At 44.2% G+C, this 25,876-nt stretch carries 24 protein-coding genes; 22 read left to right on the plus strand and 2 right to left on the minus strand.

Going from position 1 to position 25,876, the window contains the following annotated elements; genetic code table 11:
- The first annotated feature begins 83 nt into the window (after nucleotides 1–83).
- From NSS92_RS17410 to NSS92_RS17500, 19 genes are all read left to right on the plus strand, one after another.
- Nucleotides 84–815, plus strand: a complete 732-nt coding sequence (locus tag NSS92_RS17410) for a YveK family protein (protein ID WP_340869585.1) — start codon at nucleotides 84–86, stop codon at nucleotides 813–815.
- Nucleotides 805–1,488 carry a CpsD/CapB family tyrosine-protein kinase gene (locus NSS92_RS17415; protein ID WP_267586690.1) on the plus strand — a complete coding sequence of 228 codons (684 nt, stop codon included), beginning with the start codon at nucleotides 805–807 and terminating at the stop codon, nucleotides 1,486–1,488. Before NSS92_RS17410 ends, NSS92_RS17415 begins: the two co-directional genes overlap by 11 nt.
- A 165-nt stretch (nucleotides 1,489–1,653) precedes the next feature.
- Nucleotides 1,654–3,528: a polysaccharide biosynthesis protein gene (locus NSS92_RS17420; RefSeq protein ID WP_267586689.1), complete on the plus strand. Its 1,875-nt coding sequence runs from the start codon at nucleotides 1,654–1,656 to the stop codon at nucleotides 3,526–3,528.
- A complete protein-coding gene (locus NSS92_RS17425; protein ID WP_340869588.1) occupies nucleotides 3,494–4,642 on the plus strand; it encodes a glycosyltransferase family 4 protein in 1,149 nt (382 codons plus the stop codon). The genes NSS92_RS17420 and NSS92_RS17425 overlap by 35 nt, the downstream gene beginning before the upstream one ends.
- Nucleotides 4,635–5,474: a glycosyltransferase family 2 protein gene (locus tag NSS92_RS17430; RefSeq protein WP_340869590.1), complete on the plus strand. Its 840-nt coding sequence runs from the start codon at nucleotides 4,635–4,637 to the stop codon at nucleotides 5,472–5,474. The genes NSS92_RS17425 and NSS92_RS17430 overlap by 8 nt, the downstream gene beginning before the upstream one ends.
- Nucleotides 5,467–6,597, plus strand: a complete 1,131-nt coding sequence (locus NSS92_RS17435) for a glycosyltransferase family 1 protein (RefSeq protein WP_340869592.1) — start codon at nucleotides 5,467–5,469, stop codon at nucleotides 6,595–6,597. The genes NSS92_RS17430 and NSS92_RS17435 overlap by 8 nt, the downstream gene beginning before the upstream one ends.
- A gap of 14 nt (nucleotides 6,598–6,611) precedes the next feature.
- Nucleotides 6,612–7,715: an EpsG family protein gene (locus NSS92_RS17440; protein WP_142945246.1), complete on the plus strand. Its 1,104-nt coding sequence runs from the start codon at nucleotides 6,612–6,614 to the stop codon at nucleotides 7,713–7,715.
- A gap of 27 nt (nucleotides 7,716–7,742) precedes the next feature.
- Nucleotides 7,743–8,765: a glycosyltransferase family 2 protein gene (locus NSS92_RS17445; protein ID WP_340869594.1), complete on the plus strand. Its 1,023-nt coding sequence runs from the start codon at nucleotides 7,743–7,745 to the stop codon at nucleotides 8,763–8,765.
- Between the two features lie 5 nt (nucleotides 8,766–8,770).
- Nucleotides 8,771–9,799 carry a polysaccharide pyruvyl transferase family protein gene (locus tag NSS92_RS17450; RefSeq protein WP_445661647.1) on the plus strand — a complete coding sequence of 343 codons (1,029 nt, stop codon included), beginning with the start codon at nucleotides 8,771–8,773 and terminating at the stop codon, nucleotides 9,797–9,799.
- A 28-nt stretch (nucleotides 9,800–9,827) separates the two neighbouring features.
- A complete protein-coding gene (locus NSS92_RS17455) occupies nucleotides 9,828–11,342 on the plus strand; it encodes an MATE family efflux transporter (protein ID WP_340869595.1) in 1,515 nt (504 codons plus the stop codon).
- Between the two features lie 20 nt (nucleotides 11,343–11,362).
- Nucleotides 11,363–11,959, plus strand: coding sequence for a sugar transferase (locus NSS92_RS17460; RefSeq protein WP_340869597.1), 597 nt, complete (start codon nucleotides 11,363–11,365; stop codon nucleotides 11,957–11,959).
- A complete protein-coding gene (locus NSS92_RS17465; RefSeq protein ID WP_340869599.1) occupies nucleotides 11,919–12,605 on the plus strand; it encodes an acetyltransferase in 687 nt (228 codons plus the stop codon). The genes NSS92_RS17460 and NSS92_RS17465 overlap by 41 nt, the downstream gene beginning before the upstream one ends.
- Entirely contained in the window at nucleotides 12,605–13,783 is a 1,179-nt protein-coding gene (locus NSS92_RS17470) for a DegT/DnrJ/EryC1/StrS family aminotransferase (protein WP_340869601.1), read from the plus strand. The genes NSS92_RS17465 and NSS92_RS17470 overlap by 1 nt, the downstream gene beginning before the upstream one ends.
- A 149-nt stretch (nucleotides 13,784–13,932) precedes the next feature.
- Entirely contained in the window at nucleotides 13,933–15,555 is a 1,623-nt protein-coding gene (nikA, locus tag NSS92_RS17475) for a nickel ABC transporter substrate-binding protein (protein WP_340869602.1), read from the plus strand.
- Nucleotides 15,556–15,573: 18 nt separating this feature from the next.
- Nucleotides 15,574–16,518 carry a nickel ABC transporter permease subunit NikB gene (nikB, locus tag NSS92_RS17480; RefSeq protein ID WP_267586678.1) on the plus strand — a complete coding sequence of 315 codons (945 nt, stop codon included), beginning with the start codon at nucleotides 15,574–15,576 and terminating at the stop codon, nucleotides 16,516–16,518.
- Nucleotides 16,515–17,348 (plus strand): nickel ABC transporter permease subunit NikC, encoded by an 834-nt coding sequence (gene nikC / locus NSS92_RS17485; RefSeq protein WP_340869605.1) that lies wholly within the window; start codon nucleotides 16,515–16,517, stop codon nucleotides 17,346–17,348. The genes nikB and nikC overlap by 4 nt, the downstream gene beginning before the upstream one ends.
- A gap of 4 nt (nucleotides 17,349–17,352) precedes the next feature.
- Nucleotides 17,353–18,168 (plus strand): nickel import ATP-binding protein NikD, encoded by an 816-nt coding sequence (gene nikD / locus NSS92_RS17490; RefSeq protein ID WP_340869607.1) that lies wholly within the window; start codon nucleotides 17,353–17,355, stop codon nucleotides 18,166–18,168.
- Nucleotides 18,169–18,181: 13 nt separating this feature from the next.
- Nucleotides 18,182–18,997, plus strand: coding sequence for a nickel import ATP-binding protein NikE (nikE, locus tag NSS92_RS17495; protein ID WP_340869611.1), 816 nt, complete (start codon nucleotides 18,182–18,184; stop codon nucleotides 18,995–18,997).
- A 141-nt stretch (nucleotides 18,998–19,138) separates the two neighbouring features.
- Complete coding sequence (locus NSS92_RS17500) at nucleotides 19,139–20,464, plus strand: MATE family efflux transporter (RefSeq protein WP_340869614.1); 1,326 nt, start codon at nucleotides 19,139–19,141, stop codon at nucleotides 20,462–20,464.
- 20 nt (nucleotides 20,465–20,484) lie between these two features.
- On the opposite strand, the gene yvfG is transcribed toward NSS92_RS17500, so the two are convergent.
- Nucleotides 20,485–20,700 carry a protein YvfG gene (yvfG, locus tag NSS92_RS17505; protein WP_024423509.1) on the minus strand — a complete coding sequence of 72 codons (216 nt, stop codon included), beginning with the start codon at nucleotides 20,698–20,700 and terminating at the stop codon, nucleotides 20,485–20,487.
- Nucleotides 20,701–20,770: 70 nt separating this feature from the next.
- Here yvfG and rpoN point away from each other — a divergent pair, with 70 nt between their 5' ends.
- Both rpoN and NSS92_RS17515 read left to right on the plus strand, forming a co-directional pair.
- Nucleotides 20,771–22,069 (plus strand): RNA polymerase factor sigma-54, encoded by a 1,299-nt coding sequence (gene rpoN, locus NSS92_RS17510; RefSeq protein WP_340869618.1) that lies wholly within the window; start codon nucleotides 20,771–20,773, stop codon nucleotides 22,067–22,069.
- A 172-nt stretch (nucleotides 22,070–22,241) separates the two neighbouring features.
- Nucleotides 22,242–22,979, plus strand: a complete 738-nt coding sequence (locus NSS92_RS17515; RefSeq protein ID WP_340869620.1) for a FadR/GntR family transcriptional regulator — start codon at nucleotides 22,242–22,244, stop codon at nucleotides 22,977–22,979.
- A 30-nt stretch (nucleotides 22,980–23,009) separates the two neighbouring features.
- Here NSS92_RS17515 and NSS92_RS17520 read toward each other — a convergent pair whose 3' ends face one another.
- Nucleotides 23,010–24,449 (minus strand): sigma-54 interaction domain-containing protein, encoded by a 1,440-nt coding sequence (locus NSS92_RS17520; RefSeq protein ID WP_340869622.1) that lies wholly within the window; start codon nucleotides 24,447–24,449, stop codon nucleotides 23,010–23,012.
- 209 nt (nucleotides 24,450–24,658) lie between these two features.
- Here NSS92_RS17520 and NSS92_RS17525 point away from each other — a divergent pair, with 209 nt between their 5' ends.
- Nucleotides 24,659–25,852: an ornithine--oxo-acid transaminase gene (locus NSS92_RS17525; RefSeq protein ID WP_267586670.1), complete on the plus strand. Its 1,194-nt coding sequence runs from the start codon at nucleotides 24,659–24,661 to the stop codon at nucleotides 25,850–25,852.
- Nucleotides 25,853–25,876: the final 24 nt, after the last annotated feature.

Below are 25,876 nucleotides of genomic sequence, written 5' to 3' on the forward strand. Positions count from 1 at the left end.
TTGCGGGTATTATCTTTTATAATCCAATCATTAACAAAAAGAAACCATATATAACCTTTTTATGATGAAATCGGGAGGTATCTATGAATGAGAATATAGGTTTTAAGCAGCTGTTTTCTGTCATTAAAGAGAAAATGGCCCTTTTGATCCTGATTGTCCTGATCGTAACGGGCATTTCAGCCTATTATCAGTTCTATGTCTCGACTCCTGTATATCAGGCAACCACTCAAATTCTTGTTCATAAACGCAGCAATGACGCACAAGCAGATTTAAACGATATTCAGATGAACCTTCAATATACACGTACCTTTCAAGTTTTATTAAAAAGCCCAATCGTCATTGAAAAAGTAAAAGAAACACTCCATCTCACAGAATCAGCAGAAGGACTAAAACACAAAATTGCCACAAGTACAGAAAATGAGTCTGAGGTCATCAATATTTCTGTACAAGATGAGGATCGCGCAAAGGCAGTTGCTATTGCGAATACCGCAACAGAGGTGCTGCAAGAAGAAATCAAAAAAACCATGAATATGGATCGTATTAATGTTTTGTCTGAAGCCAAGCAGTCCAACACGATTCTGATGAATTCAAGGAAATTCGTTCATATCGTTCTGGCACTAGGCGCCTCATTATTAGGGGGAATGACACTCATTTTCTTCATGAATTTACTCGATGATACTGTAAAACGAACACATCAAATAAGAGAAGAGATCGGATTGCCGTCGCTTGGCAGTGTCTATCAAATGCAGGCAGACAGGAGGGCCAAAAAAGACAAGCAGTCCGTCATAACGGGAGGACAGAACATTGATCTTTAAGAGGAAGAAAAGAGAAAAGAGAGATTTATCCTGTATTTCTGTATTAAATCCCCACTCTGTCATTGCGGAACAATTCCGTACGATCCGAACAAACATCGAATTCACATCGATTCAAACAAGGCTGAAATCTATATTGGTGACCTCCTCCTTGCCGAAGGAAGGGAAATCATTTACGGCTGCAAACTTAGCAGCTGTTTTTGCACAGCAGAACAAGCGGGTGCTGCTCATGGATGCTGATTTGCGAAAGCCGGCCGTTCATGAATATTTTGACCTGGATCATCACACCGGTTTGACGAATGTGCTATTAAATAATTGCAGCTTGGAAGAAGCCATTTTACCGACACCGATTGAGCATTTAGAGCTGCTTCCGAGCGGAACCATTCCGCCGAATCCAGCTGAGCTGCTCTCCTCTTCTGTGATGAAGCAGCTCTTTTATGAGATTGAACAGCAATATGACATGGTGATTGTTGATTCCACGCCGCTTCTGCCAGTTGCAGATGCAAAGATCTTGGCGAACCGGACGGATGGGAGCATTCTCGTTGTCTTAAGCGGCAAAACAAAGATAGCTGCTGTGAAGAAATCAAAAGAAGTATTAGAGGGAACAACAAGTAAACTGCTTGGAGCTATGCTAAATGGCAAGAAAGAGAAAAAGGGCAGGCTGTACATGTATTAAAAAGATTGATAGGTGATGTCTCCTAATCTTTAACAATGGAGGCACTCGATCCTGCTGTGGGCATAACCGGTGCCTTAGATGCTCGTCATCAGTAGTGGGGTGTGAGGACGGGTTTGATGCCCATGTTATGTAAGAATAGTGATGCTTTAAAAAGGGGGAGGAGCGTTGACTTACGCCCAAAGATTATCAATCATCGTAGCACTAGATTCATATCTCATCTTAGTTGCCGTCTTTTTTGGCTTTCAATTTGTCCAAGAGGCGGCTTTAACCGTTTATACATTTGAAATGCTCGCCATTTCTTCGCTCAGTCTGCTCATTGGGCACCATATATTTGCCTGCATGTTTCATGTGTACAAGCAAGTATGGGCTTATACAGGAGTAAGAGAGCTATTTTCTTTAATGAAGACCTTTGTGTGTTCTTTTTTATTTTCGATGACGATGCTGTACCTTTTCGTGCAGACATGGCCATTTCGGTTTTTATTCATCGTATGGCTTTTTCATATCTTATTCATCGGTGCATCTCGTATGGCTTCTAGGCTATTTCATGACGGGGCAAAACGGCTTCAGACAGAAAAGGAGCGGGCATTAATTATTGGCGCCGGATCAGCGGGGACGATGCTCGTTCGTCAGCTTCAGCAATCGAGTGATGTACATATTGAGCCAGTCGCCTTCATCGATGATGACAAGACGAAGCATAGGCTTGAAATTATGGGTCTGCCTGTCATAGGAGGAAAAGAACAAATTCAAACAGCTGTCGTCATGATGGATATTCAGAAGATCATCATCGCCATTCCGTCCAAAAGCAGCCACACCTTAAAAGGGCTGTATAAGGAATGTGTAGCGACCGGAGTCAAAACACAGATCATGCCGGAAATGGAGCAGATTTTAAAAGGAACCCATGCGCTGAATCAATTACGGGATGTACAGCCAGAGGACTTGTTAGGAAGAGAACCGATTCAATTAGATACGAGCCGTCTAACTGTACATTTAAAAGGAAAAACGATCATGGTCACAGGGGCAGGCGGATCGATTGGGTCAGAAATCTGCCGTCAAATTTGTGTGTTTGCTCCTCAAGCGATTGTACTTGTGGGACATGGAGAATTTAGCATTCATTCTATTTTACTAGAGCTGAAAGAATTGTATGGAGGCAGCATCAGACTCTATCCACAAATTGCGGATATTCAAGATAAACAGAAAATGAGTGAAATCGTTGGTCAATTTCAGCCGGATATGATTTATCATGCTGCGGCACATAAGCATGTTCCGCTCATGGAGATCAGTCCGAAAGAAGCCGTGAAAAACAATATTATCGGGACGAAAAATGTCGCAGAAGCCGCACATGAGCACGGCATTGAAACATTCGTCCTCATCTCATCTGACAAAGCGGTCAACCCTGCCAATGTGATGGGAGCCACAAAGCGGTTTGCTGAAATGCTGATCATGCAAATGGGGGCAAGCAGCGAAACAAAATTTGTCGCCGTTCGATTTGGAAACGTACTCGGAAGCAGGGGGAGCGTCATCCCTATTTTTAAGAAACAAATTGAGCAAGGCGGGCCGGTGACGGTCACGCACCCAGCCATGACAAGATATTTTATGACTATCCCAGAAGCATCAAGGCTTGTGATTCAGGCAGGTGCACTGGCAGAAGGAAGACAGATTTTTGTTTTAGATATGGGGGAGCCAGTGAAAATCGTGGACCTCGCAGAAAACCTCATTCACCTCTCAGGCTACACCACAGACCAGATTCCGATCACTTTCACAGGCATTCGTCCTGGAGAGAAAATGTACGAGGAATTACTCAACCAGCATGAAAAAGCACAGGAGCAAATCTTCCCGAAAATTCATATCGGCCATGCGCTGGATGGTGACCCATATGTGCTGAACCGCTTTATCCATGAATTTGACATGATGAGTGAAGAGCAAATGAGACAAGCATTATTTGCTGCCATTGAGTCGCATGATATGTTGTCCGATCAGATGAAACGAGAGGAGGAAGTGCTTGCCAATGAAGAAAAAAGTCTTGTTTTGCGCAACGGTTGATTATCACTTTAAGGCCTTTCATCTTCCGTATTTCCGGTGGTTTCAGGAACAAGGATGGGAAGTGCATACAGCGGCAAATGGCCAGCTGGAGCTGCCCTATGTGAATCAAGCTCACTCGATTCCGATTCAGCGTTCTCCATTTCATGTACGCAACCGGCTTGCGTATGTAGAACTGAAGAAGCTGTTAGCGAAAGAGCATTATGATTTCATCCATTGCCACACCCCAATGGGAAGTGTCATTGGCAGGCTCGCAGCCAAAGGCATGCGCAAAAAAGGAACGAAGGTTCTTTACACGGCACATGGCTTTCACTTTTGGCAGGGAGCGCCGCTTCAAAACTGGCTGCTCTATTATCCAATTGAGAAATTTCTCGCCCGCTATACAGACGCTCTGATCACCATTAATGGAGAAGATTTTAACAGAGCCGACCGTCTATCAAAAGAGCGGACATCTGTTTATTATGTGCCCGGTATGGGTGTGGATATGAAGCGGTTCGCACCTGTCGATGAAAAAGAGAAGCAGCGCCTTCGCGCAGCCTATGGCTTTTCCTCGGAAGATTTTATCGTGCTGTGTGCTGGCGAATTAAACATGAATAAAAATCAAGGAATGCTCATCAAAGCATGTGCACAGCTGTCTAGGAAAATACCAAATATGAAGATCGTGTTTGCCGGGGAAGGGACCATGAGGCCAAACTATGAAAAGCTTACCCGCCAGCTCCATCTTGAAAAGCATATCCACTTTGCTGGGTTTTGCAAACAAATGGAGGAATGGATGCATATGAGCGATGTGTGTGTTTCCACCAGCTTGAGAGAAGGGCTCGGCATGAACCTGCTTGAAGCGATGTCTGCAGAAAAACCCGTGATTGCAACGGAGAATAGAGGGCATTGTGAGCTTGTCAAACATGGCGTCAATGGTTTTTTAGTTAAACCGCAAGATGTGAATGGTTTAGCTGATTATTTGCAGCAGCTCTATGACAAAAAGGATCAGCTGCTTCTCATGGGAAAAGCGGGACGCTCTATGGCTCATGCATTTGCACAGGAGCAGACGGTCAGTGCAATGGAAGAAATTTATACAATCTATATGGATCAAGCAGAGAAGGTGATACAGCATGCGTAAACCAAAGGTGTCTATTATCATGGGCGTCTACAATTGCCAAGAGACAGTAGAAGAAAGCATTGAATCCATTCTTCATCAAACCTATGAAAACTGGGAGCTCATCATATGTGATGACGCATCAACAGATGGCACTTATGAGAAAGTGCTGTCTTATACAAAACGACATCCTGAAAAAATTCGCTTAATCCGCAATAAACAAAATCAAAGGCTCGCTGCCAGTCTCAATCGCTGCCTGACTGAAGCGAGGGGAGAGTTGATTGCAAGGCAGGATGGCGACGACATTTCTGTGCCTGTTCGTTTAGAAAAACAGGTTCATTTCCTCGATACATATCCTGAATATGATGTGGTCGGTACGGCGATGACGGTTTTTGATGAATCGGGAACAAAGGGTGTGCGGGCACTTGTTTCAGAGCCTGATCGGAAGGTGATGGCAAGAGGGACTCCTTTTTGTCATGGGACCATTATGATGCGGGCTTCTGCTTACAAGGCTTTACATGGATATCGCGCTGTGAAAACAACAAGGCGGATGGAAGATATCGATCTTTGGATCCGCTTTTTTGCTGCTGGGAGGAAAGGTTTTAATTTACAAGAGCCGTTATATCTGGTGAGAGAGGATGAAGCGGCCTTTCAGCGGCGAAAGTTTCGATATTCGATGGATAATGCCTGGCTCGTCTTGAAAGCATGCTGGGTATTAAAGCTGTCGCCGCTTGACTATTTATTTGCTCTAAAACCGGTGGTCCGTGCCTGCTTGTCACCGAAGGTCATGAAGCTTTATCATCGCCGGAAGCTGGCGTCGTCTATGTTGAAGAGGAGGGCGATTCGGGATGAGTGAGCCAAGGCGCGTGCTTCATATTGTGGGCGGGATGAACCGCGGCGGAGCTGAAACGATGATCATGAATATCTATCGTGCACTCGACAGGAATGTCCTTCAATTTGATTTCATTACCCACCGGCAGGACGTCTGTGATTATGATGAGGAAATTCGCCGGCTTGGGGGACGCATCTTTTACGTCCCGAGTATTGGAGCGTCCTCTCCGGTGACTTTTGTGAAAACATTGACAAAGACGATCAAGCAAACAGGACCTTATCAGGCAGTGCATGCACATACGGATTTTCAAACAGGCTTCTCCGCACTTGCTGCCAAACTAGCGGGTGTGAAGGTGCGCATTTGCCATTCGCATAATACAGCGTGGAAGCAGTCGCCAAACAGGCTGGATCATATGATGCTTAAAGGATTTCGCCAGCTGATCTTTGCGTTCTCTACACAGCTTGTTGCATGCGGCGAGGATGCTGGTGTCTTTTTATTTGGACAGAAAAAAATGCAGAACGGACAAGTTGAGGTGCTGCCAAATGGGATTGATTTATCCCTTTTTTTTCAGCCCAATCCAGACGAAAAGGCAGAGATCAAAAAGCAGCTTCATCTTCGCGAAAAAAATATGGTCATCGGTCATATTGGGCGGTTCCATGAGCAAAAAAATCATGTTTTTTTTATAGAGCTGGCCCAGACCTTAAAGAAGCAAGGGGTTTCATTTCAGCTTGTCCTCGTAGGGGATGGACCGCTGAAGCAAGTAGTCGAATCGTATGCGGAGAAGGCAGGCTTGATGGATGACATTGTCTTTACAGGCGTCGTATCAGACGTTCCACAGTATATGAAAGCATTTGATGTTTTTGTGATGCCTTCCTTATTTGAAGGTCTTCCCCTTGTATTAGTGGAAGCACAGGCGTCTGGGCTTCCTTGTGTGATTTCAGATCATATTACAGAGGAAGTAGATTTAGGCTGCGGGCTTGTGAAAAGGATGTCACTCCGAGATTCCGCGCATGAATGGATGAAGGCGGTGCTTGAAGCGTATCATGCAGAACCTCCTCTTCAAGAGACCATTACCTCTCAGCTTGAACAAAGAGGATTTGATGTGAAACAGAATATTACACGTGTAATGAATATATATGGACTGTAAGGAAGGAAGGGTAGATGGCGGTTTATTTGGTGAACATGATCATGGTCTATTTATGGTCGAGCTTTGCCGCATTTTACGGCAGACGTGATGATACCATTCAAAGCGGATGGCGGCCTAACAAACTTCTGGTGTTTTTTCCATTTTTGTTTCTTTGTATCGTAGCTGGTATTCGGTATAAAGTAGGAACCGATTTTGTCACATATGGACAGATGTATGAGTTCTCCATCAACTATGAAAGGCCTTGGCATATATTCGGATTCGGTGTGGATAAGGCCGCAACGGATCCAGGGTTTACGTTTATTTTATGGATGCTTAATCAACTGTCTCATGATCCGCAAATCATGTATATTTCAGTCGGGGCCATTACTTATTTTTTTATTATCAAGACGCTTATTCAATATGGCCGTCCATTTGAGCTGAGTATGCTGCTTTTTCTTGGGACCTTTCATTATTATGCGTCATTTAATGGCATGCGTCAGTATATGGTGGCAGCGATTCTTTTTTATGCCATCCGGTTGGTGATCAATGGTCAGTGGAAATTGTATTTTCCGCTCGTCCTTGTATGTTCATTGTTTCATTCATCGGCCCTCATCATGATTCCTGTGTATTTTATCGTGAGAACAAAGGCTTGGTCTTGGATGATGCTGGTCTTATGCCTGATTTTCTTAGGTTTAACCGCTCTTTATGACCGTTTTGTCTCGGTGTTTGTGGTGATGCTGCAAGGCAGTTCATATGGTCATTACGAGGAATGGCTCACAACAAATACGAATGGAATGAATGTGACAAAAATCGGTGTCTTGATTTTGCCGCTCCTGCTTGCTTTCTTTTATCGAAAACGACTTCGTGAGCTGACGCCTGAGAGTGATTACATTGTGAATTTTTGTTTGCTTGGTTTCTTGTTTGGCATCCTTGCAACGAAGGATGTCATTTATGCAAGATTTCATATTTATTTTGGCTTGTATCAGCTCATTTTACTGCCATATTTCACACGCATTTTTGATCAGCGGTCTAATGTTTTTATGTATGTAGGGATTGCTGTTTGCTATATTCTGTACAGCATCATGCTGATGCCGTTCGATTCCTCGGTTTTGCCGTATAGAACGATATTTACAAAGTAGATTTGAAGAAAGGTGGGGCATGTTGTAATGCCAGCTATCAGTCTATTGGTCGCAGTTTACAATACGAGTCAATATGTGGAGCAATGTCTTCAATCAATTGCAGCTCAAAGCTTTTCGGATATAGAAGTCATTCTTATCAATGATGGATCGACCGACCGCAGCGGTGAATGGCTTGAAGCGTTTGCTGAGCGTGATGAGCGTTTCCGGGTAATCCATCAACCCAATCAAGGGTTAGGCGCTGTGAGAAACCGGGGCATCGAGGAAGCGAAAGGGACGTATCTCGCCTTTGTGGATTCAGATGATATTCTCGCTCCTCATTACTGTGAAGCTATGTATGAAAAAGCTGAAATGACCGGGGCAGATCTTGTCGTGAGTGAGTATTGGATTCAATTTGAACAGTCAAAGCGAACGATACCAACGACGCTGTTAGACAAGCAGTCAGCCGAAAAAACGAATTTAATCAAAGCGTTATTACATGGAGACTTGACTGGCTTCTCATGGAATAAGCTGTATCGGCGTGCCTTTATGGAAGAACACCACATTCGATTTCCGCTACGGGGTGAGCTTGAGAACATTGAAGATCAATATGTGACGCTGCGCTGTTTTTCTTTATCACGCAGCATCGCTTTTGTTCATGAGCCCCTTTATTATTACAGAGTTCATCTGTCATCTATTGTGCAGCGATATCAGAAGCAGTATTTTCATCATGGACTGACCTTTTATCATGCGCAGCGTTCGTTTTTAAAAGAGCATGATGACATCTCTCTGTATGAGAAAGCATTAGATTTTTTTATCGTCAATCATACACTTCATTGTATGCTCAACGAATGGAAGAGCCAAAATGCCCTCTCTATTCAGGAAAAGCTTGATCACATGCGGGAAATGGTGACACACGATACTTTTCAGCATGCCGTCAAACAAGTAGAACCATCGAAGCTCACAGTTCGAAAGCGAATGATTTTATTTCTTGCTAAGTGCCGATTGATTTATCCGCTTTCTGCTGCGGCTTCAAGCTATCAAAAATGGATCGAATATCAGACAAGGAAATAGGGGTGATGGGATTGACATTGCAGCAATTGAAGGCGAACGCCGCAGAGTGGCTGCTCTTAAAGATCAAATATCCGCTTGAGTATAGACTGAGCCGCCAAAGGCTGCCAGAGCTGAGTCATCAGAAGAAAATCATTCTCACACTGCTGCCGGGACATGATAATTTAGGGGATCATGCGATTGCCTATGCGAGTTATTGTTTTTTAAAGAAACACTTTCCAGCCTATGACATCATAGAAGTGGACATGAAAGAGATCTATCGCCTTGCCCGTCCGCTAAAGCGCAGCCGGCACCCAGAAGATATCGTCTGTATGATCGGCGGGGGCAATATGGGGGATTTATACCGGTACGAAGAATGGACGAGACAATTTATCATCAAGACCTTCCAGTCCTATCCCATGATTCAGCTGCCTGCCACTGTACATTTTACAGAAACAAAGAGAGGGAAACGAGAGGAGCGCCGCGCCATTCACACGTATAAGCAGCACCCAAGACTGCTCCTCATGGCAAGAGATCAAACAACCTATGAATGGATGAAGCAGCATTTTCCCGATCTAGATGTGTGGAAACAGCCTGATATGGTGCTGTCATTAGACGAATCATCAAAGGATGAAACACGTGAAGGGGTTTTGCTTTGTCTGCGTGAGGATCAAGAAGCATATCTCACAAAGGAGGAGCGCCAGCAGCTGCAGCAGCATATCCAAGAGACATATGATCAAGTCGGTTTGATCACGACGACAATTGGCAAACGAGTCGATCGAACAACTCGCTTAGATGAATTATCGGCTTTGTGGACGGAGTTAAAACAAGCACAGGTCGTCGTGACAGATCGTCTGCATGGCATGATCTTTTGTGCGATCACTCATACACCGTGTGTTGTCCTTAGATCGTTTGATCATAAGGTGATGGAGGGATTTGAGTGGGTAGCTCACCTTCCGTTTATGACCCTTTTAAAAGAACCAAATGAGGCAGCTGTGAAAGAGGCAGTTCATCAGCTGATGAAAACAAGCGGTCAAAAGGGAGAGGAAGCTGGATGAGGGCTCTTAAACGCTGCGTGAAAGCACAATGAATCGAGCGTTTCTTTACAATGCCAGTGCGAACTTAATCACGTTTGTCCTGATGATGCTCATGTCTGTTTGTTTAACACCTTATATTGTTCATACGCTTGGAGTGGAAGCATTTGGCTTAATCCATCTGACGCAAAATATGATCAACTATTTATCGGTCATTACGGCTTCGTTAAGTGCGGTTGTTGTGCGATTTTTTTCTGTGGCGGCTCATAAAGGAGAGATGGAGAAGGCGCAGCGCTATCTCGCTTCCTATTTCGTCAGTTCGTTTTTACTATCTATCAGTCTCTTTTTGCTTTGTCTTTTCGTGTCTCATCAGCTGGTTGAATGGCTTCATGTGCCTGTTCATCTCGCAAAAGACACACAGACCGCCTTTGTTTTAGGGGGTCTTTTATTTATGCTCAATTTCGTCATGTCTGGCATTGGGGCTGCACCGTTTTATGCGAATAAGCTCTATGTATCAAGTGTTGGACAGGCGATTCAAATGTTTTTGAGGGCACTGATGATTGTCATCCTGTTTACATGGACGACACCAGCCATTTGGCATATTCCACTTGCGGCCGTCATTGGAAGCTTAGCGGCTATGGGAATCGGTATCTATTATTTTAAGAAACTCATCCCTTGGTTTTCGTTTAAGTGGCGGCACGTCTCATTATCGTCTAGTCTCACTCTTGTTCGATCAGGGGTCTGGCATTCATTTGAGCAAATGGGGATTTTGTTGTTTTTACAAATTGATTTATTGATGACCAACTTGCTCATTGGAGCTGAAGCAACGGGCCAGTATGCGGCGATTTTACAGTTTCCATTATTATTACGCACACTGGCAGGGACACTGGCCGTTGTGTTTGCACCAACGATCACAAAATTTTATTCGAATCAGGACAAAGAGGGACTCATTCAATATGCTGCAAACGCTATTAAGTGGAGCGGCTTATTTGTTGCGTTCCCAGCCGCACTTCTAGGAGGTCTTGCTGGTCCGCTCATGCTTTTATGGCTTGGGCCTGCCTTTGAAGAGCTGAAATGGCTCCTCATGATTCATGCGGCTTATTTATGTTTGACCTTGATGTTTTTACCGCTCACATATGTGCCGACCGTGTTTAATCGATTGAAAGTTCCTGCGGTTGTCACACTTATATTAGGTGTGTCGAATGTGCTTTTTGCTTATGGATTGACTCATATGCTGCAGCTAGGTTTATATGGCATTGCATCAGCAGGGGCAATGGTTTTATTGATCAAAAATATCGTGTTTCTGCCATTTTATACGGCCAGCATCACGAATCAGAAACACACCATCTTTTATAAACATACGCTGGTTCCGCTTGCAGGAGCGCTATTCATTTGGGGCGTCTGCGCAGGGATTCAGGCGGTATATAACGTGACTTCATGGTGGGAGCTGTTTTGTATTAGCGGGCTTTGTTTCATTCTCTATATGGGCTACTTGTATCTGTTTGCAGGAACGAAACGAGAGCGGATGCAGCTGATGCGTAAGGTAAAACATGCGGTCTCCCGCTAATATGAAAAGGAGATGCAATAATGAAAAGAGTGATAGATGTGACGGTGGCATTGACGCTGCTCATCGCAGGCAGTCTTCTTTTTCTTCTCATCTATGGATTGATTAGATGGAAAATTGGAACGCCTGTGGTGTTTCGGCAGAAGCGGCCTGGTCTGTATGGCCGGCCTTTTATGCTATATAAATTTCGGACGATGACCGATGAACGCGACGAACATGGGGTGCTGCTGCCAGATCATCTGCGATTAACAAAAACCGGCGCCTTGATTCGAAAGCTTAGTCTTGATGAATTGCCGCAGCTTGTCAATGTACTCAAAGGAGAGCTTAGTCTCGTCGGGCCAAGACCGCTTTTGATGGAGTATTTGCCTATGTATACAGAAGAACAAGCAAGGCGTCATCTTGTGAAGCCCGGCATAACAGGATGGGCACAGGTAAACGGCCGGAATACGCTTTCCTGGGAGGAGAAATTCACCTATGACCTTTGGTATGTCGAGCATCAATCGTTTTGGCTCGATATGAAAATTTTATGGATGACCTTGCTGAAAGTCATGAAAACAGAGGGGGTGCAGCAGCCACATCATGCCACAGCTGAAAAATTCAAAGGAACCGATATGTCATGAGCAAACCATTGGTTTAATTGGGGCCGGAGGACATAGTAAAGTCATTCAGGATGTCATTTTTGCACATTCCGATTACTCATTATGTGCGGTGTTAGATGATCAATTTGAAAAGACGGTCACTCAAAGCGGGATTTTGTATGGACCGATCTCCATGAGTGAGAAGCTGAGAGAGACAATGCCTCATATGAAATGGCTGATTGCGATTGGGCAAAATGAGATCAGACAGCTCATCAAGGAACGCCTCTCATTTGAAGACACAGCATATGCCACACTTATTCACCCAGAGGCGGTTATGAGTCCGTCAGCTGTCATTAGAAGGGGGACTGTCGTGATGGCAAGGGCAGTGATTCAAGCAGATGCAGCCATCGGTGAGCATACGATTATAAATACAGGGTCTATCGTAGAGCATGACTGCATGCTCGAATCGTTTGTGCACCTGTCACCAGGCGCGGTGCTGACTGGCGGTGTATCCGTGCGGGAGGGTGCGCATATTGGGGCAGGTGCCGTGGTAACACCCGGTACAACGATCGGAAGCTGGACGGTCATTGGCGCTGGAGCGGCAGTGACAAGAAATATACATGATCAGAAGGTCGCTGTAGGAATTCCTGCAATGGAAATCAAAGATCGGAGAGAAGGTGGGAAGTGATGAAAGTAAGAAAGCGAATTTACTTATCTCCTCCGCATATGAGCGGAAAAGAGTCTCTAAAAATAGAGGAAGCTTTCAAGAGCAACTGGATTGCGCCGCTTGGACCGCTTGTGAATGAATTTGAGCAGGCAGTGGCGGACTATGCAGGAGTGAAGACAGGAGCGGCTTTATCCTCAGGAACAGCAGCGATTCACCTTGCTTTAAAGCTGATAGGTGTTCAAAAAGGAGACATTGTCTTTTGTTCCACCCTCACGTTTGTTGCAACGGCAAATCCGATTTTATATGAACAAGCGGAGCCCGTTTTTATTGATTCTGAAAGAGAGACGTGGAATATGTGCCCGCTCGCTTTAGAGAAAGCCTTTGTTGAATCAAAACGTCTTGGGAAAAAACCCCGCGCGGTCATCGTTGTCCATTTATATGGGCAAAGCGCAAAAATGGACGAGATCATGGCTTTGTGTGAAGCATATGATGTACCAGTCATTGAGGATGCGGCTGAATCGTTAGGTGCGCTGTATAAAGGAAGAAAAAGCGGCTCAATGGGCAGGTTCGGTATCTATTCTTTTAATGGAAATAAAATCATTACAACGTCAGGGGGCGGAATGCTTGTGAGTGATGATGAAGCTGCAATTGAACGATGCCGTTTTCTTGCTTCACAGGCCAGAGAACATGCTATGCACTATGAGCATCAAGAGATGGGATACAACTATCGCATGAGCAACCTCTTAGCAGGTGTCGGGATTGCACAAATGGAAGTACTGGACGAGCGTGTTGAACAAAAGCGCCGCATTTTTCACCGTTATCAGGACGCTTTATCAGAAGCAGAAGGTCTTCATTTGATGCCAGAATATCAAGAAACGAAATCCAACCGCTGGCTGACGGCATTGACCATTGATCGTGATAAACAATTGTCTCCAGCAGATATCATTGGTGCTTTAGAAAAAGAACAAATCGAAGCAAGGCATGTATGGAAGCCGCTGCACCAGCAGCCGCTCTTTCGTCATTGCTCTTTTTATACTGCGGAAAAAGGGACTCCTGTATCTGAGCTGTTATTTGAGAGGGGGCTTTGTCTTCCGTCTGGAACGAGCATGACAGAGGCAGATCAGGAGCGTATCATCCATATACTCCACGACGTACTGCGAGAAAAAACATTTACCTCTTCACAGGCTGCTCATACGTAAGCAGCCTGCCTCTCTTTCTATCAAATTCCTCAATTTATGGAATAAATCGGAATAAATGTTGTCATTTCGTTTCAAATATGATATTGACAACAGGTGCCTTCCTCCTTAAAATGAAAATGATTATCAGCATCAATTAGGAGGATCAACTTATGTCTATTTGGAAAAGTTTTCCGAAAATTAAAATAAATACAGCGTTACCTTTCCTGCTTATTTTCTTTTTACTAGTAGGCTGCTCTCAAACAAACAATGGAGCAGAAGGCAATAAGGATCATCCTGATATGATCACAATGGCATGGCCAAGAGATATCGGTGAAATGAACCCGCACATATACAATCCATCACAATTGTTTGCGCAATCAATGATTTATGAGCCGCTGGTCAGCTATCAAAAGAATGGAAAGCTGAAACCGGAATTAGCGAAATCATGGGATGTTTCAAAGGATGGCAAGGTGTATACGTTCCATTTAAGAGACGGAGTGACATTCTCAGACGGCTCTGAATTTAATGCGGGCATTGTCAAAAAGAACTTCGATGCGATTTTAAAAAATAAAGATTTACATAGCTGGTTAGGTGTCATTAAGAAAATCAAAAAGACAGAAGCCGTTGATAAAAAGACATTTAAACTCACATTAACAGCACCATACTATCCAACTGTGCAAGAATTAGCCGTTGTTCGTCCAGTTCGTTTCTTAGGTGAAGCAGGTTTCCCTAAAAATGGAGATACGTCAAAAGGAATTGAAAAACCAGTGGGGACAGGCCCTTGGGTTTTAAAAACATATAAGAAAGATGATTATGCCATTTTCGAACGAAACGATCATTATTGGGGAGAAAAACCAAAGGTAAAAGAAATCAAGGTAAAGGTCATCCCAGATGCGGAAACGAGAGTCATGGCATTTGAAAAAGGTGATGTGGATTTACTTTACGGAGAAGGAACCATTAGCCTTGATTCCTACAAACAGCTGGAGGCAAGCGGCAAGTATGAAACGAAAATGTCAGAGCCTGTTGCAACGAGACAGCTTGTTATGAACACAAAAGTGGATCAGCTGTCAGATGAGAAAGTGCGTCATGCCCTTCAATATGCCTTCAATAAAAAATCAATGGTAGAAGGGGTCACCTCAGGTTTAGAGGATGAAGCAGATCACATCTTGCCGACAAACATGCCGTATACGTCACACATTCAAGTGAAGTCTTTCAAATATGATGTGGACAAAGCCAAAGCATTGCTGGATGAAGCGGGCTGGACACTTCCAAAAGGAAAATCCGTTCGTGAAAAAGATGGGAAAAAGCTTGAGTTTAGTATGATGTATGACTCAGCGGAATCGATTCAAAAAGCGATGGCGGAAACGCTGCAAGCAGAATGGGCAGCCGTTGGCGTTGGCGTCAAACTTGAGGGTGTGGATTTGGCAACACAGGTTCAACGCTTTAAAGCCAATAAGTTTGATATGAACTTCTTTAGCAACTACGGAGCGCCGTATGATCCGCATACATTTATGAACGTTCTCTCATCAGATGGTTTTGGATTCAAAGAAGCCATCTCAGCCTACCCAAATAAGGAAAAGCTGATCAAAGAAATGACCGAAATTCCATCAACAACAAATGAAAAGAAACGCAAAGCACTGTATTCGTCCGTTTTATCCTCTTTACAGGATCAAGGGGCAATTGTGCCAATCTCTTATTTTAAAAAGACAGCCGTTTATCAAAAAGCTGTGAAGGACTTTGAGTTCCCTGCGAATCGTGATGAACATCCTTTCACAGGCATTAAGCTGAAGTAACAGAAGGTAGGTAAGGAAATGGGCCGCTATATCGTCAAACGAGTGCTATCAATTATTCCTGTATTTTTATTAGCCACACTGCTCACAACTGGTATGATTCACCTTTCGCCAGTTGACCCGGCTGAGGCATATTTAGCAGCGGCTCATATCCAGCCTACGGATGAAATATTAGCGCAAAAACGAAGTGAATTTGGCTTAGATGAACCATTTTATATGCAGTATCTTCATACCATTGAAAAAGTCATTCATCTTGATTTTGGCCGGTCGTATATGTCCAATCAGCCTGTCGTTGATGAGGTGATTTATCGAATACCGGCGACGATTCAATTGGCTCTTACCAGTCTGCTGATCGCTATTTGTGTCAGCATTCCGCTCGGCTTTTTCAGCGGCATGAGGAAAAATGGCGCCATTGATCATGTGAGCCGGCTCATTTCTTTCTTAGGAGCATCTATCCCGACGTTTGTCTTGGGGTATTTGCTCATCTTCTTTTTTTCAGTGAAGCTCGACCTTTTACCAGTTGAAGGAATCGGAACATGGGAGCATCTCATTCTGCCGTCGATCACACTGGCAGTCCCTTTAATTGCTACGTATACAAGGCTGTTACGGTCAAGTGTGAGTGAGGCGCTTCAAGAGCCTTTCGTTCAATATGCGAGAATTAGAGGATTGAAGGAACAATCGATCATGTTCAAGCATGTGTTCAGAATTGCGATATCGCCGATGCTGACCGGACTTGGGGTGAACCTTGGCAAGCTCTTGACCGGAACCATTATTGTAGAGGCCGTTTTCTCATGGCCAGGGTTTGGCCGCTTTTTTATTGAAGCGATCTTTAACCGGGATCTGCCTGTCATTCAATTTTATGTCCTCATGTCAGCCTGTATTTTTATCGTGAGCAGCTTGATCGTGGACTTGGTCCAGTTAATCATTGACCCTCGTATTTCTAGAAAGGAAGGCCGCCAGCAATGATGACAAAAGTAAAACATCTCTTCGCTCATCAAAAGATGATCTCGATCTGCGCCCTGCTGCTCGGTCTCCTGCTGATTGTGACAATATGTGCACCATGGATTGCTCCACATGATCCGGCTGCTGTCAATCTAGCGATGAAGCTAAAGGGGTCTTCGTGGGAGTATCCTCTTGGAACAGATCAATTAGGACGATGCAATTTATCTCGTATTTTATATGGTGCGCGTGTTTCGCTCGGCTGTGCGTTATTAATCTTTCTTTCTTCGTTATTCATTGGTTTAATTGTCGGCCTGTTTTCAGGATACAAAGGCGGCTGGATCGATCACGTATTGATGAGAATCTGTGACGGCGTCATGGCATTTCCAAACCTCGTGCTGATCCTTGGATTAGTCGGCATCTTCGGTCCGGGACTTTCTCAAGTCGTACTTGCCTTGATGCTTGTGCAATGGGTGTATTATGCGCGCGTCTTCCGAGGAATGGTGCTCAGTTTAAAAGAACAGAACTTTATTGCAGCTGCGAAGATCAGTGGGACTTCGCACTGGAACATCATGAGAAGGCATATGATTCCAAATGTTCTGCCGCCATTAGCAGTTATTGGAACACTTGAAATGGGCTGGGCAATTATGGACATTTCTGCGATGTCTTTCCTCGGATTAGGGGTTCAGCCTCCTATGCCTGAATGGGGAGCGATGATTCATGAAGGGAAGTCTTACATTCAAACGAATCCTCAGTTAATGCTGTACCCAGGTCTTGTGATCATGGCTGTGGTGGTTCTGTTTAATTTACTAGGAGAAGCCCTTTCAGAGAAATATGGCATCAAACGCCGTGTGTAAAGGAATGATCAATGTGCAAGAGTCCATTTTACAAGTAGAGAACCTGCATGTGCATACGAAAACACCTCAAGGGACAACCCCTCTTATTCAAGAAGTCTCGTTTGAAGTAGGGCGCGGTCAAATCCTTGGATTAATTGGTGAGAGCGGCTGCGGGAAAACAGTGACAAGTATGTCGATCTTACATATGCTTGATCGAAAAACAACTGAAGTCACTGGCAGTATCACATTACAAGGACGAGAATTGATCGGTATAAGTGAAAAGGATATGCGGTCCATTCGGGGCAAAGACATCTCGTATATTATGCAAAATCCAATGAACAGCTTTACGCCAGTATGGACAATCGGCCATCAGCTGGTTGAAACGATCCGCCGGCATACTGCTGTCAGTAAAAGGCAGGCACGAGCACAGGCAATGGATGCGTTAGCGCAAATGAACCTGCCGCAGCCAGACCAGCTGTTCAACAAGTATCCCTTTGAATTAAGCGGAGGAATGCTGCAACGTGTCATGATCGCCATGGCTGCCTGTATGCACCCGCCCCTCATCATTGCAGATGAGCCGACAACTGCATTAGATGTACACAATCAGAAACGGGTCCTTCAGCATCTGAACCAAATTCGTCATCACTATGGAACGGCCATTTTACTGATTACCCACGATCTTGGTGTCATTGCTGAAATGGCAGATCAAGTTGTCGTCATGAAACAAGGAGAAATTGTTGAAAAGGCAGGAGTTCTTGAGCTTTTTGAACAACCAAAGCATGATTATACAAAAAAACTATTAGCAGCTCGTCCATCGATCCCAGCTGTTTGCCCGATTTGAGGTGAGAAGGCCCTTGCATTTATTAGAAGTGAAAGCAGTCAGTCATGCATACACCAGCCGGTCGTTTCTAATGAGAAAAAAAGGAGCGGCCCCTGTCCTGAAAAGCGTCGATTTAACTATTGAAGAAGGCACCTGCCTTGGGCTGCTGGGGCAAAGCGGCGCAGGGAAAAGTACACTTGGCCGCATCATACTTGGTCTAGAGAAACCAAGAGCTGGACAGGTTCTTTTTGAAGGTCAGGATGTCTATCGTGCAGATCAGCAAACACGTAAGCATTTTCGCCGGCATGTGCAAGCGGTGTTTCAGGATTCCTATTCGGCGGTAAATCCAAGGTGGTCAGTCGAACAAATTTTATCTGAGCCGCTTGAAAACTATGAAACTATGAGCCGAAAGGAACGTAAAAACGTGCTGATTCACTGGCTGGAAAGAGTCGGGCTCGGTGAAAAGGATTTGTCTAAATATCCACACCAATTCAGCGGCGGCCAGCTGCAAAGGATCAACATCGCTAGAGCCTTATTGCTCCAGCCAAAGCTCATTGTACTTGATGAATCTGTCAGCAGCTTAGACATGGTCACACAGGCTGTCATTTTAGATTTATTAGTAGAATTAAAGAAGGAGCTGGGTGTGGCTTACTTATTTATTACACATGATATGACAGCAGCCTATCACTTAAGTGATCAATTGGCGATTCTTGATCAAGGAGAGCTTGCTGTCCAATTTCAATCAAAGGATGAATTCTTTTCATCAGAAGAGGAAGCGGTGCGGAAAATGAGAAATGCAATGCTCGCAGACCATCCTTTGTCACGAACGATTGGCAGACCGGTTCGGTAAATCTTCATTTTATCAATGCCTCAGCGTGTAGGTCTCAAGCTGAAAAAAAGACAAAGGGCGAACATAAAGCATTTTAGCCCTTTGCAGGCAAACTGCGCCTCTTTTAGAAGAGGCTATTTTTCATGAAAGGCAGGTGGCAGCGTGAACCATCGAGCGTATTTAGCTTTGGCCATTCCTTTAACGATTTCTACGATGACTACTCCATTACTTGGAGCTGTTGATACAGCAGTTGTCGGTCAGCTTGCAAACCCCGCTTATATTGGAGGCGTCGCAGTTGGCAGTCTCATTTTTAGTACTTTATATTGGCTGTTTGGTTTTTTGCGGGTCAGTACATCTGCTTTTGCCGCCCAGGCAAACGGAGCGCAGAATGAGGAGCAAGGTGTTCTTGCTTTTTTAAGACCATTTTTCGTCGCCATCATCGTCGGACTTTGTTTTATTGCCCTGCAATGGCCGATCATTCAATCTGCCTTTCTAGTGATCTCTCCTGATGCTGATGTCCGTCAATTTGCCGCAGACTATTTTCATATTCGCATTTGGGGAGCGCCATTTACTTTAATGAATTATGTCATATTGGGCTGGCTGATGGGGATGGCAAAAATGAAAGAAGCCCTTTCTTTACAAATCTTGATCAATGTCATGAATATGGCTCTTGCATTTCTGCTTGTTCATGTGTTTTCGTTTGCGGTCAAAGGAGTTGCGGCTGCGACATTGATATCTGAACTAACCGCTTTTGTGTTAGGGGCATGGATCATCATGAAACATTCGTCAAACGGAATCCAGATGCCTTCCATCAAGAAAATCATGGATACTCAGGCAGTGCGGAAAATGTTTCATGTGAATAAAGATTTGTTTATTCGTACGATCTGTCTGCTGGTGGTCATCAACATGTTTACCGCAAAAGGCGCTTCTTTTGGTACAGAGCTGCTGGCAGCGAACGCCATCTTATTTCAAATTCACTACATCATGGCTTATTTGTTCGATGGTTTTGCCAATGCGTCCAGCATCCTTGTTGGCCGATCAGTTGGTGCAAATGACCGCTCCCTCTATGAAAGAACCTTAACCCTTTCGAGGCAGTGGGCACTTGTCATGGCATGTGTCATTGCGGCGGTTTATTTTCTATTAAAAGAGCCGATATTGAGCTTGTTTACAAATCTCCCTCAGCTGCTTGATGTGACATTACGCTATGCAGACTGGCTCGTTCTTTATCCGTTTGCAGCTTGTTTCGGTTTGGTCATTTACGGCGTATTTACAGGTGCGACAGAAATTGCCCCTGTTAGAAATTCGATGCTGTTTGCGATGATTTTGTTTATCGTAGTTCAAACCGCGGTCACGCCCATTTGGCACAATCATGGCCTATGGTTTGCTTTTATCATCTATACTATAGGGCGGTCTGGCTTTTTGATGATGTATAAATCGAGGCTGGATCAGAAACTTTTCGCATATGATAAACACCCTTTGCCATCTTGACAAAGGGTGTTCTTTTTCGTTCATTCGCTTTCTTTTTTCACCTTTTGATAGGCTTCATCAAGATGCTGAATTCGCTTCAATACAACCGCATTTTTGGTCAGCTGGTCTTGAACAAGTGTTGACACCACGGAGCGGTAATAGGCATTCATGGCATGAACCTTGTCTTCATTTTGGTTCATGGCGATGTGTTGTTTCAAGTTGTCGACAAAGTATGGAACGGAAAAAAGTTCAGACATAGAAATCACTCCTATTTCGTATATACGGTCCGTCAATCTTCATGTAAAATGATGAGAGGGAGGGGAGACAATGAGCCTTAAACTGCAACAAGAACAGGTATTAAAGCAGGTGCTCACACCAGAACTCAGGCAGGCCATTACGCTGCTGCAGCTGAATTGCACAGAGCTCGGCGAGTATCTTGACCAGTTAGCACTTGAGAACCCTCTGATTGAGCGGAAAGACACGGACAGCTACCAACCAGTTTATCATAAAAAATCACAAGATCGAATGACAGAGCCGTATCGAACCCATCAAAAAGAAAGCCTGCAAATGTTTTTAAAAAGACAGGCGATTGATTTAAATTTAAGTGAAAAGAATCAAAGAATCTTTTACTTTATGATTGAGTCCATTGATTCCAATGGCTATCTAAATGAGCCGATTGACGCAATGGCAGCTGTCTTAGAGGTGCCAGCTGAAGAAGTAGAAGCCGTCCTTCATCAGCTGCAATCCCTAGAGCCTGCCGGTATTGGCGCAAGATCATTGCAGGAATGCATCCTCCTTCAACTGAGAAGAAAAAAGGAACGCTGGTATGAAGCCGAGCTGATCATCGAAGAGCATTTCTTTCTTTTTGCCAGAAAGGCTTGGAAGGAAATTGCGGCGAAAACAGGCGTTTCAATGAAAATGCTCCAAGCGGTACAAGATGTAGTGTCTCAGCTTGAACCAAGACCAGGCCTTCATTTCTCATATGATGAAGAGCATGTGTATATAGAGCCTGATGTGACGATTAATGTGATGCAGGATCACATCACATTTGAGCTGAATCAGCGCGCTTTTCCAGACGTTGAAATGAATGAAGGCTATTTCGCCATGATTCAAGAACAAAAGCGGCATGAAGCATACACGTATTTAAAGGAAAAAGAGCAGCAGTACAACTGGCTTGTCCAAGCGCTGAAGCAAAGAAAGCAAACGATGACTCATGTCGTTCGTGAGATTATCTCACATCAAACGGATTTTTTCCTTACAGGGAAACATAAAATGAAACCGCTTACGATGAAGCGGATCGCAGATATACTGCAAGTGCATGAGTCAACAGTGAGCCGGACTGTAAAAGGGAAAATGGTGCAAACCCCTTATGGTCTCATGGAAATGAAACAATTTTTCCAGGCAAAATTAGAAGGGCATTCGCTAGAAGAGGCGTCCAGCTATACAGTCAAAACGCACATTGCAGAGCTCATCCAAACGGAAAATAAGAAAAAACCGTATTCAGATCAGCAAATCATGACGCTGCTTCAGCAAACCTTTGGTATCCGCGCGTCGCGCAGAACCATTGCAAAATATCGCGAACAAATGAATCTTCCGTCCTCTACGCTGCGGAAGCGATATGATTAAAAAGAAGTACTTGCCAGAACATGGCACGTGCTTCTTTTTTTGTTGAAAGCAAGGCAGCTCAAAGATTTCTTGAAAATTAAAGAGGGGAGACGTGTGATCGGAAATTTTGGGGTAAAGTATAAGATAGGGCATGAGCCGATAGGGATAGACAACAGTGATGAGGTGAAACCAATTGAAATATAAACAAATCAAAACGAAAAAAATATATGAAGAAATTGCGGATGCATTAATTGAATCCATTCGTACAGGTGAGCTTCTTCCAGGGGAAAAATTAGATTCGGTTCAAGCGCTTTCAGAAAGCTTTCAAGTCAGCCGTTCTGCTGTAAGAGAGGCACTGTCTGCTCTCAAAGCGATCGGATTAATAGAGATGAAGCAAGGGGAAGGCACGTATGTGAAGCAGTTTGATCCTGAGCAGCTCACATTTAGCCTGTCTCCAGCATTTTTGATGGAGCAGCATGATGTCACACAGCTCCTTGAATTAAGAACCATTATTGAGACGGGTGCTGTCAAAAAAGCAGCGCTCATGCGAACGGACGATGACCTTCATCAGCTGCGTGAGGCACTTGAACAAATGAAACTCGCAGAAGCACATAAAGAAACTGGTGAAGAGGCAGACCTCTCCTTCCATCTTGCCATAGCCAAAGCCTCAAAGAATGATTTATTAAAAGCGTTAATGAATCAGGTCTCCACCTTGCTGGTAGAAACGATGCGGGAAACGAGAAAAGTCGTCTTGTTTTCAAGGAAAGCCTCCATTCGGCAGCTTTACAAAGAACATGAACACATTTACAAAGCAGTCTTGGCAAGACAGCCAGAAGAAGCAGAAAGAGCGATGCTCACGCATTTAAAAAATGTAGAAAAACTGCTGAGTGATGTGATTCAAGAACCGGCAGAAGAGTCAGAACCACAGTAAGCTGTGCCGAATGAGGGCACAGCTCTATTATTAACGAGAAATATGCAGCTTTTTCATGCGATATTGCAGACTTTGCCTGCTCATGCCCAGTATCTTTGCAGTCTGTGAAATATTATCGTCCATTTTTTCTAAGTAATGGACGATGTATTGTTTTTCGAATCGTTCCATTTGGGTTTGAAAATCAGTCGTATGTTCTGGGCTTGTATAAATAAACGTGTCAGCTGCTGCGGTATGCTGCAAAGGATTCGTCTGTAAGTGCGCTGCAGGACGACCTTCCCTATGTTTAAATCTAAAATGATATGGAAGATGATGCATGCTTAAGTAATCCTCATCCATCATCATGTTCATCCCCGCTTCAATCACATGCTCCAGTTCTCGTACATTACCCGGCCAATCATACGCTTGAAAAAGGGCTAGTACCTCTTCGTCAGCCGCCTTCACCTTCATTTGAAACAGCTCATTATATTTTTGAATAAAATGACTGACAAACGTAGGAATATCTTCTTTTCGCTCAGAAAGCGGCGGAATAAATAAGGTGACAATACCTAACCGATAAAATAAATCCTTGCGCATGCGTCCGCCTGCGATTGCATCTACAGGGTCCTCATTCATATTGGCAATGACTCTTACATCAACTGCGATTTCTTTTGTGCTGCCCAACCTTCTCACACGCTTCTCTTGTAATACGCGCAGCAGTTTTGCTTGAAGACCAGGATTTAATGAGTTGATCTCATCTAGAAGCAGTGTACCTCCCTGTGCCTGTTCAAATAAGCCGGGCTGATCAGTTGCGCCTGTAAAAGCCCCTTTTTGCGTACCAAAGAGCAGACTTTCAATGAGATTATCAGGCAGTGCCGCGCAATTCTGGGTAATAAATGGTCCAGATGACCGGCTGCTGCCGTTATGAATGCTTTGAGCGAATAGTTCTTTTCCTGTTCCTGTTTCTCCAACAATGAGCACATAGGAAGAGGTGCGTGTCGCTCGTTTTGCATGCTCAATCACCTCTAAAAACGCAGGACTTTGTCCAATAATGGAATCAAAGGTAAATCGTGTGCTTCCTTTTTTCTTCATATTGTGGTGAATCAACCGTTCCAGCTTGGTCACATCATTCGAAATTTCAACTGCTCCTTGGATGAGGCCGTCTCGAACGAGCGGGTATGTATGATTAATGGTTGTGATTTCTTTTCCGTTGTAATTATGATACGTCTGCTTTGCGTGAACAGTTTGTTTCCCAGTACGCAGCGCTTGGACAAGCGTACTGTGCATTTCGTCTTGGAAGACGAAGAGGTCTAATACATTTTTATGGAGAACATCAGAGCGTTTCAAAGACTCAATCTCCATCATTTTTTTATTATAGACAACAGTATGGCCATTCTCGTCAATTGCATGAACCCCGACATCTATTAAATCGAGCATTTGTTTATAGAGATCAATCTCATTTTCGAGCTTTGCAGTATACGAATCTTCTTTCATTGCGCCACCTCCAGACGTTACCTCTATTTTACATGAAAAATTTTGCGGTTTCTTCTAAAAAATTTTGCAGATGCAAAAATATTTTGCGCAAAGAACCAAATCAATCACTGCCATGATGCGGGCAAAAAGTTGGCACGATCCTTGCATATCATATGTGTGTAGATGAACCTAATGAAAAAGAGGCTAGCTTATAGAAGGAGGAATAGACGATGACACAGACAAATGAATTGATTCAACAAACCGAACAATACGGTGCGGCAAACTATCATCCGCTGCCAATTGTGATTTCAGAGGCTGAGGGAGTTTGGGTGACAGACCCTGAAGGCAATCGATATATGGATATGCTGAGTGCGTATTCCGCAGTGAACCAAGGCCATCGCCATCCCCGTATTATTGAAGCGCTCAAAAAACAGGCAGATCGTGTGACACTGACCTCAAGAGCTTTTCACAATGATCAGCTTGGTCCTTGGTATGAGAAAATTTGTCAACTGACGAATAAAGAGATGGCACTCCCGATGAATACTGGAGCTGAGGCTGTAGAAACAGCTGTAAAAGCAGCAAGACGCTGGGGCTATGACGTCAAGGGAATCGAAGACAATCGCGCAGAAATCATTGCGTGCGTTGGAAACTTCCATGGCAGAACGATGACGGCTGTTTCTCTTTCTTCAGAAGCAGAATATCAAAGAGGTTTCGGTCCGATGCTTCCAGGCATTAAACTGATTCCTTACGGAGATATTGAAGCGTTACGTGAAGCCATCACACCACAAACAGCGGCTTTTCTGATCGAACCTATTCAAGGAGAAGCGGGAATTGTCATGCCGCCAGAAGGCTTCTTGAAGGAAGCGAAGGCGCTTTGTGAAAAAGAACATGTGCTGTTCATTGCGGATGAAATTCAGGTCGGATTAGCGCGAACAGGCAAGATGTTTGCATGTGACTGGGAAGACATTGAGCCAGATATGCTGATTCTTGGGAAAGCTTTAGGCGGCGGTGTATTCCCAATCTCGTGTGTGGTAGCAAACCGCGATATATTAGGTGTGTTTAACCCTGGATCTCACGGCTCTACCTTCGGTGGAAATCCTCTTGCGTGTGCGGTGTCGCTGGCTGCACTGGATGTCTTAATCGACGAAAACCTTGCAGCGCGTTCTATGGAGCTTGGCGAATACTTAAAAGACAAACTCACGCGCATTCAAAGTCCTGTCATCAAGGAAGTGCGCGGCCGTGGATTATTTATCGGCATGGAGCTGACAGATGCAGCGAGACCTTATTGTGAGAAGCTGAAACAAGCAGGACTGTTATGTAAGGAAACCCATGAGACCGTCATCCGCTTTGCACCGCCTCTCACGATATCTAAAGAAGATTTAGACTGGGCGATTGGTCATATTGAAGCATTATTTCAAGCATAAATGTCAAAGGGGGAGAAACCTTCA

Origin of the sequence: Bacillus sp. FSL M8-0166, assembly GCF_038008825.1 — a bacterium.
GTDB lineage: Bacteria > Bacillota > Bacilli > Bacillales > Bacillaceae > Bacillus > Bacillus safensis.

Coding starts and splice junctions, on each gene's coding strand:
- NSS92_RS17455 (WP_340869595.1), top strand. CDS start 9,828: ATGAATCGAGCGTTTCTTTACAATGCCAGTGCGAACTTAATCACGTTT.
- NSS92_RS17430 (WP_340869590.1), top strand. CDS start 4,635: ATGCGTAAACCAAAGGTGTCTATTATCATGGGCGTCTACAATTGCCAA.
- NSS92_RS17410 (WP_340869585.1), top strand. CDS start 84: ATGAATGAGAATATAGGTTTTAAGCAGCTGTTTTCTGTCATTAAAGAG.
- NSS92_RS17450 (WP_445661647.1), top strand. CDS start 8,771: ATGGGATTGACATTGCAGCAATTGAAGGCGAACGCCGCAGAGTGGCTG.
- yvfG (WP_024423509.1), bottom strand. CDS start 20,700: ATGTCTGAACTTTTTTCCGTTCCATACTTTGTCGACAACTTGAAACAA.
- nikC (WP_340869605.1), top strand. CDS start 16,515: ATGATGACAAAAGTAAAACATCTCTTCGCTCATCAAAAGATGATCTCG.
- NSS92_RS17440 (WP_142945246.1), top strand. CDS start 6,612: ATGGCGGTTTATTTGGTGAACATGATCATGGTCTATTTATGGTCGAGC.
- NSS92_RS17465 (WP_340869599.1), top strand. CDS start 11,919: ATGCCACAGCTGAAAAATTCAAAGGAACCGATATGTCATGAGCAAACC.
- nikA (WP_340869602.1), top strand. CDS start 13,933: ATGTCTATTTGGAAAAGTTTTCCGAAAATTAAAATAAATACAGCGTTA.
- NSS92_RS17445 (WP_340869594.1), top strand. CDS start 7,743: ATGCCAGCTATCAGTCTATTGGTCGCAGTTTACAATACGAGTCAATAT.
- NSS92_RS17460 (WP_340869597.1), top strand. CDS start 11,363: ATGAAAAGAGTGATAGATGTGACGGTGGCATTGACGCTGCTCATCGCA.
- NSS92_RS17435 (WP_340869592.1), top strand. CDS start 5,467: ATGAGTGAGCCAAGGCGCGTGCTTCATATTGTGGGCGGGATGAACCGC.
- nikB (WP_267586678.1), top strand. CDS start 15,574: ATGGGCCGCTATATCGTCAAACGAGTGCTATCAATTATTCCTGTATTT.
- rpoN (WP_340869618.1), top strand. CDS start 20,771: ATGAGCCTTAAACTGCAACAAGAACAGGTATTAAAGCAGGTGCTCACA.
- NSS92_RS17525 (WP_267586670.1), top strand. CDS start 24,659: ATGACACAGACAAATGAATTGATTCAACAAACCGAACAATACGGTGCG.
- NSS92_RS17470 (WP_340869601.1), top strand. CDS start 12,605: ATGAAAGTAAGAAAGCGAATTTACTTATCTCCTCCGCATATGAGCGGA.
- NSS92_RS17520 (WP_340869622.1), bottom strand. CDS start 24,449: ATGAAAGAAGATTCGTATACTGCAAAGCTCGAAAATGAGATTGATCTC.
- NSS92_RS17425 (WP_340869588.1), top strand. CDS start 3,494: ATGAAGAAAAAAGTCTTGTTTTGCGCAACGGTTGATTATCACTTTAAG.
- nikD (WP_340869607.1), top strand. CDS start 17,353: ATGATCAATGTGCAAGAGTCCATTTTACAAGTAGAGAACCTGCATGTG.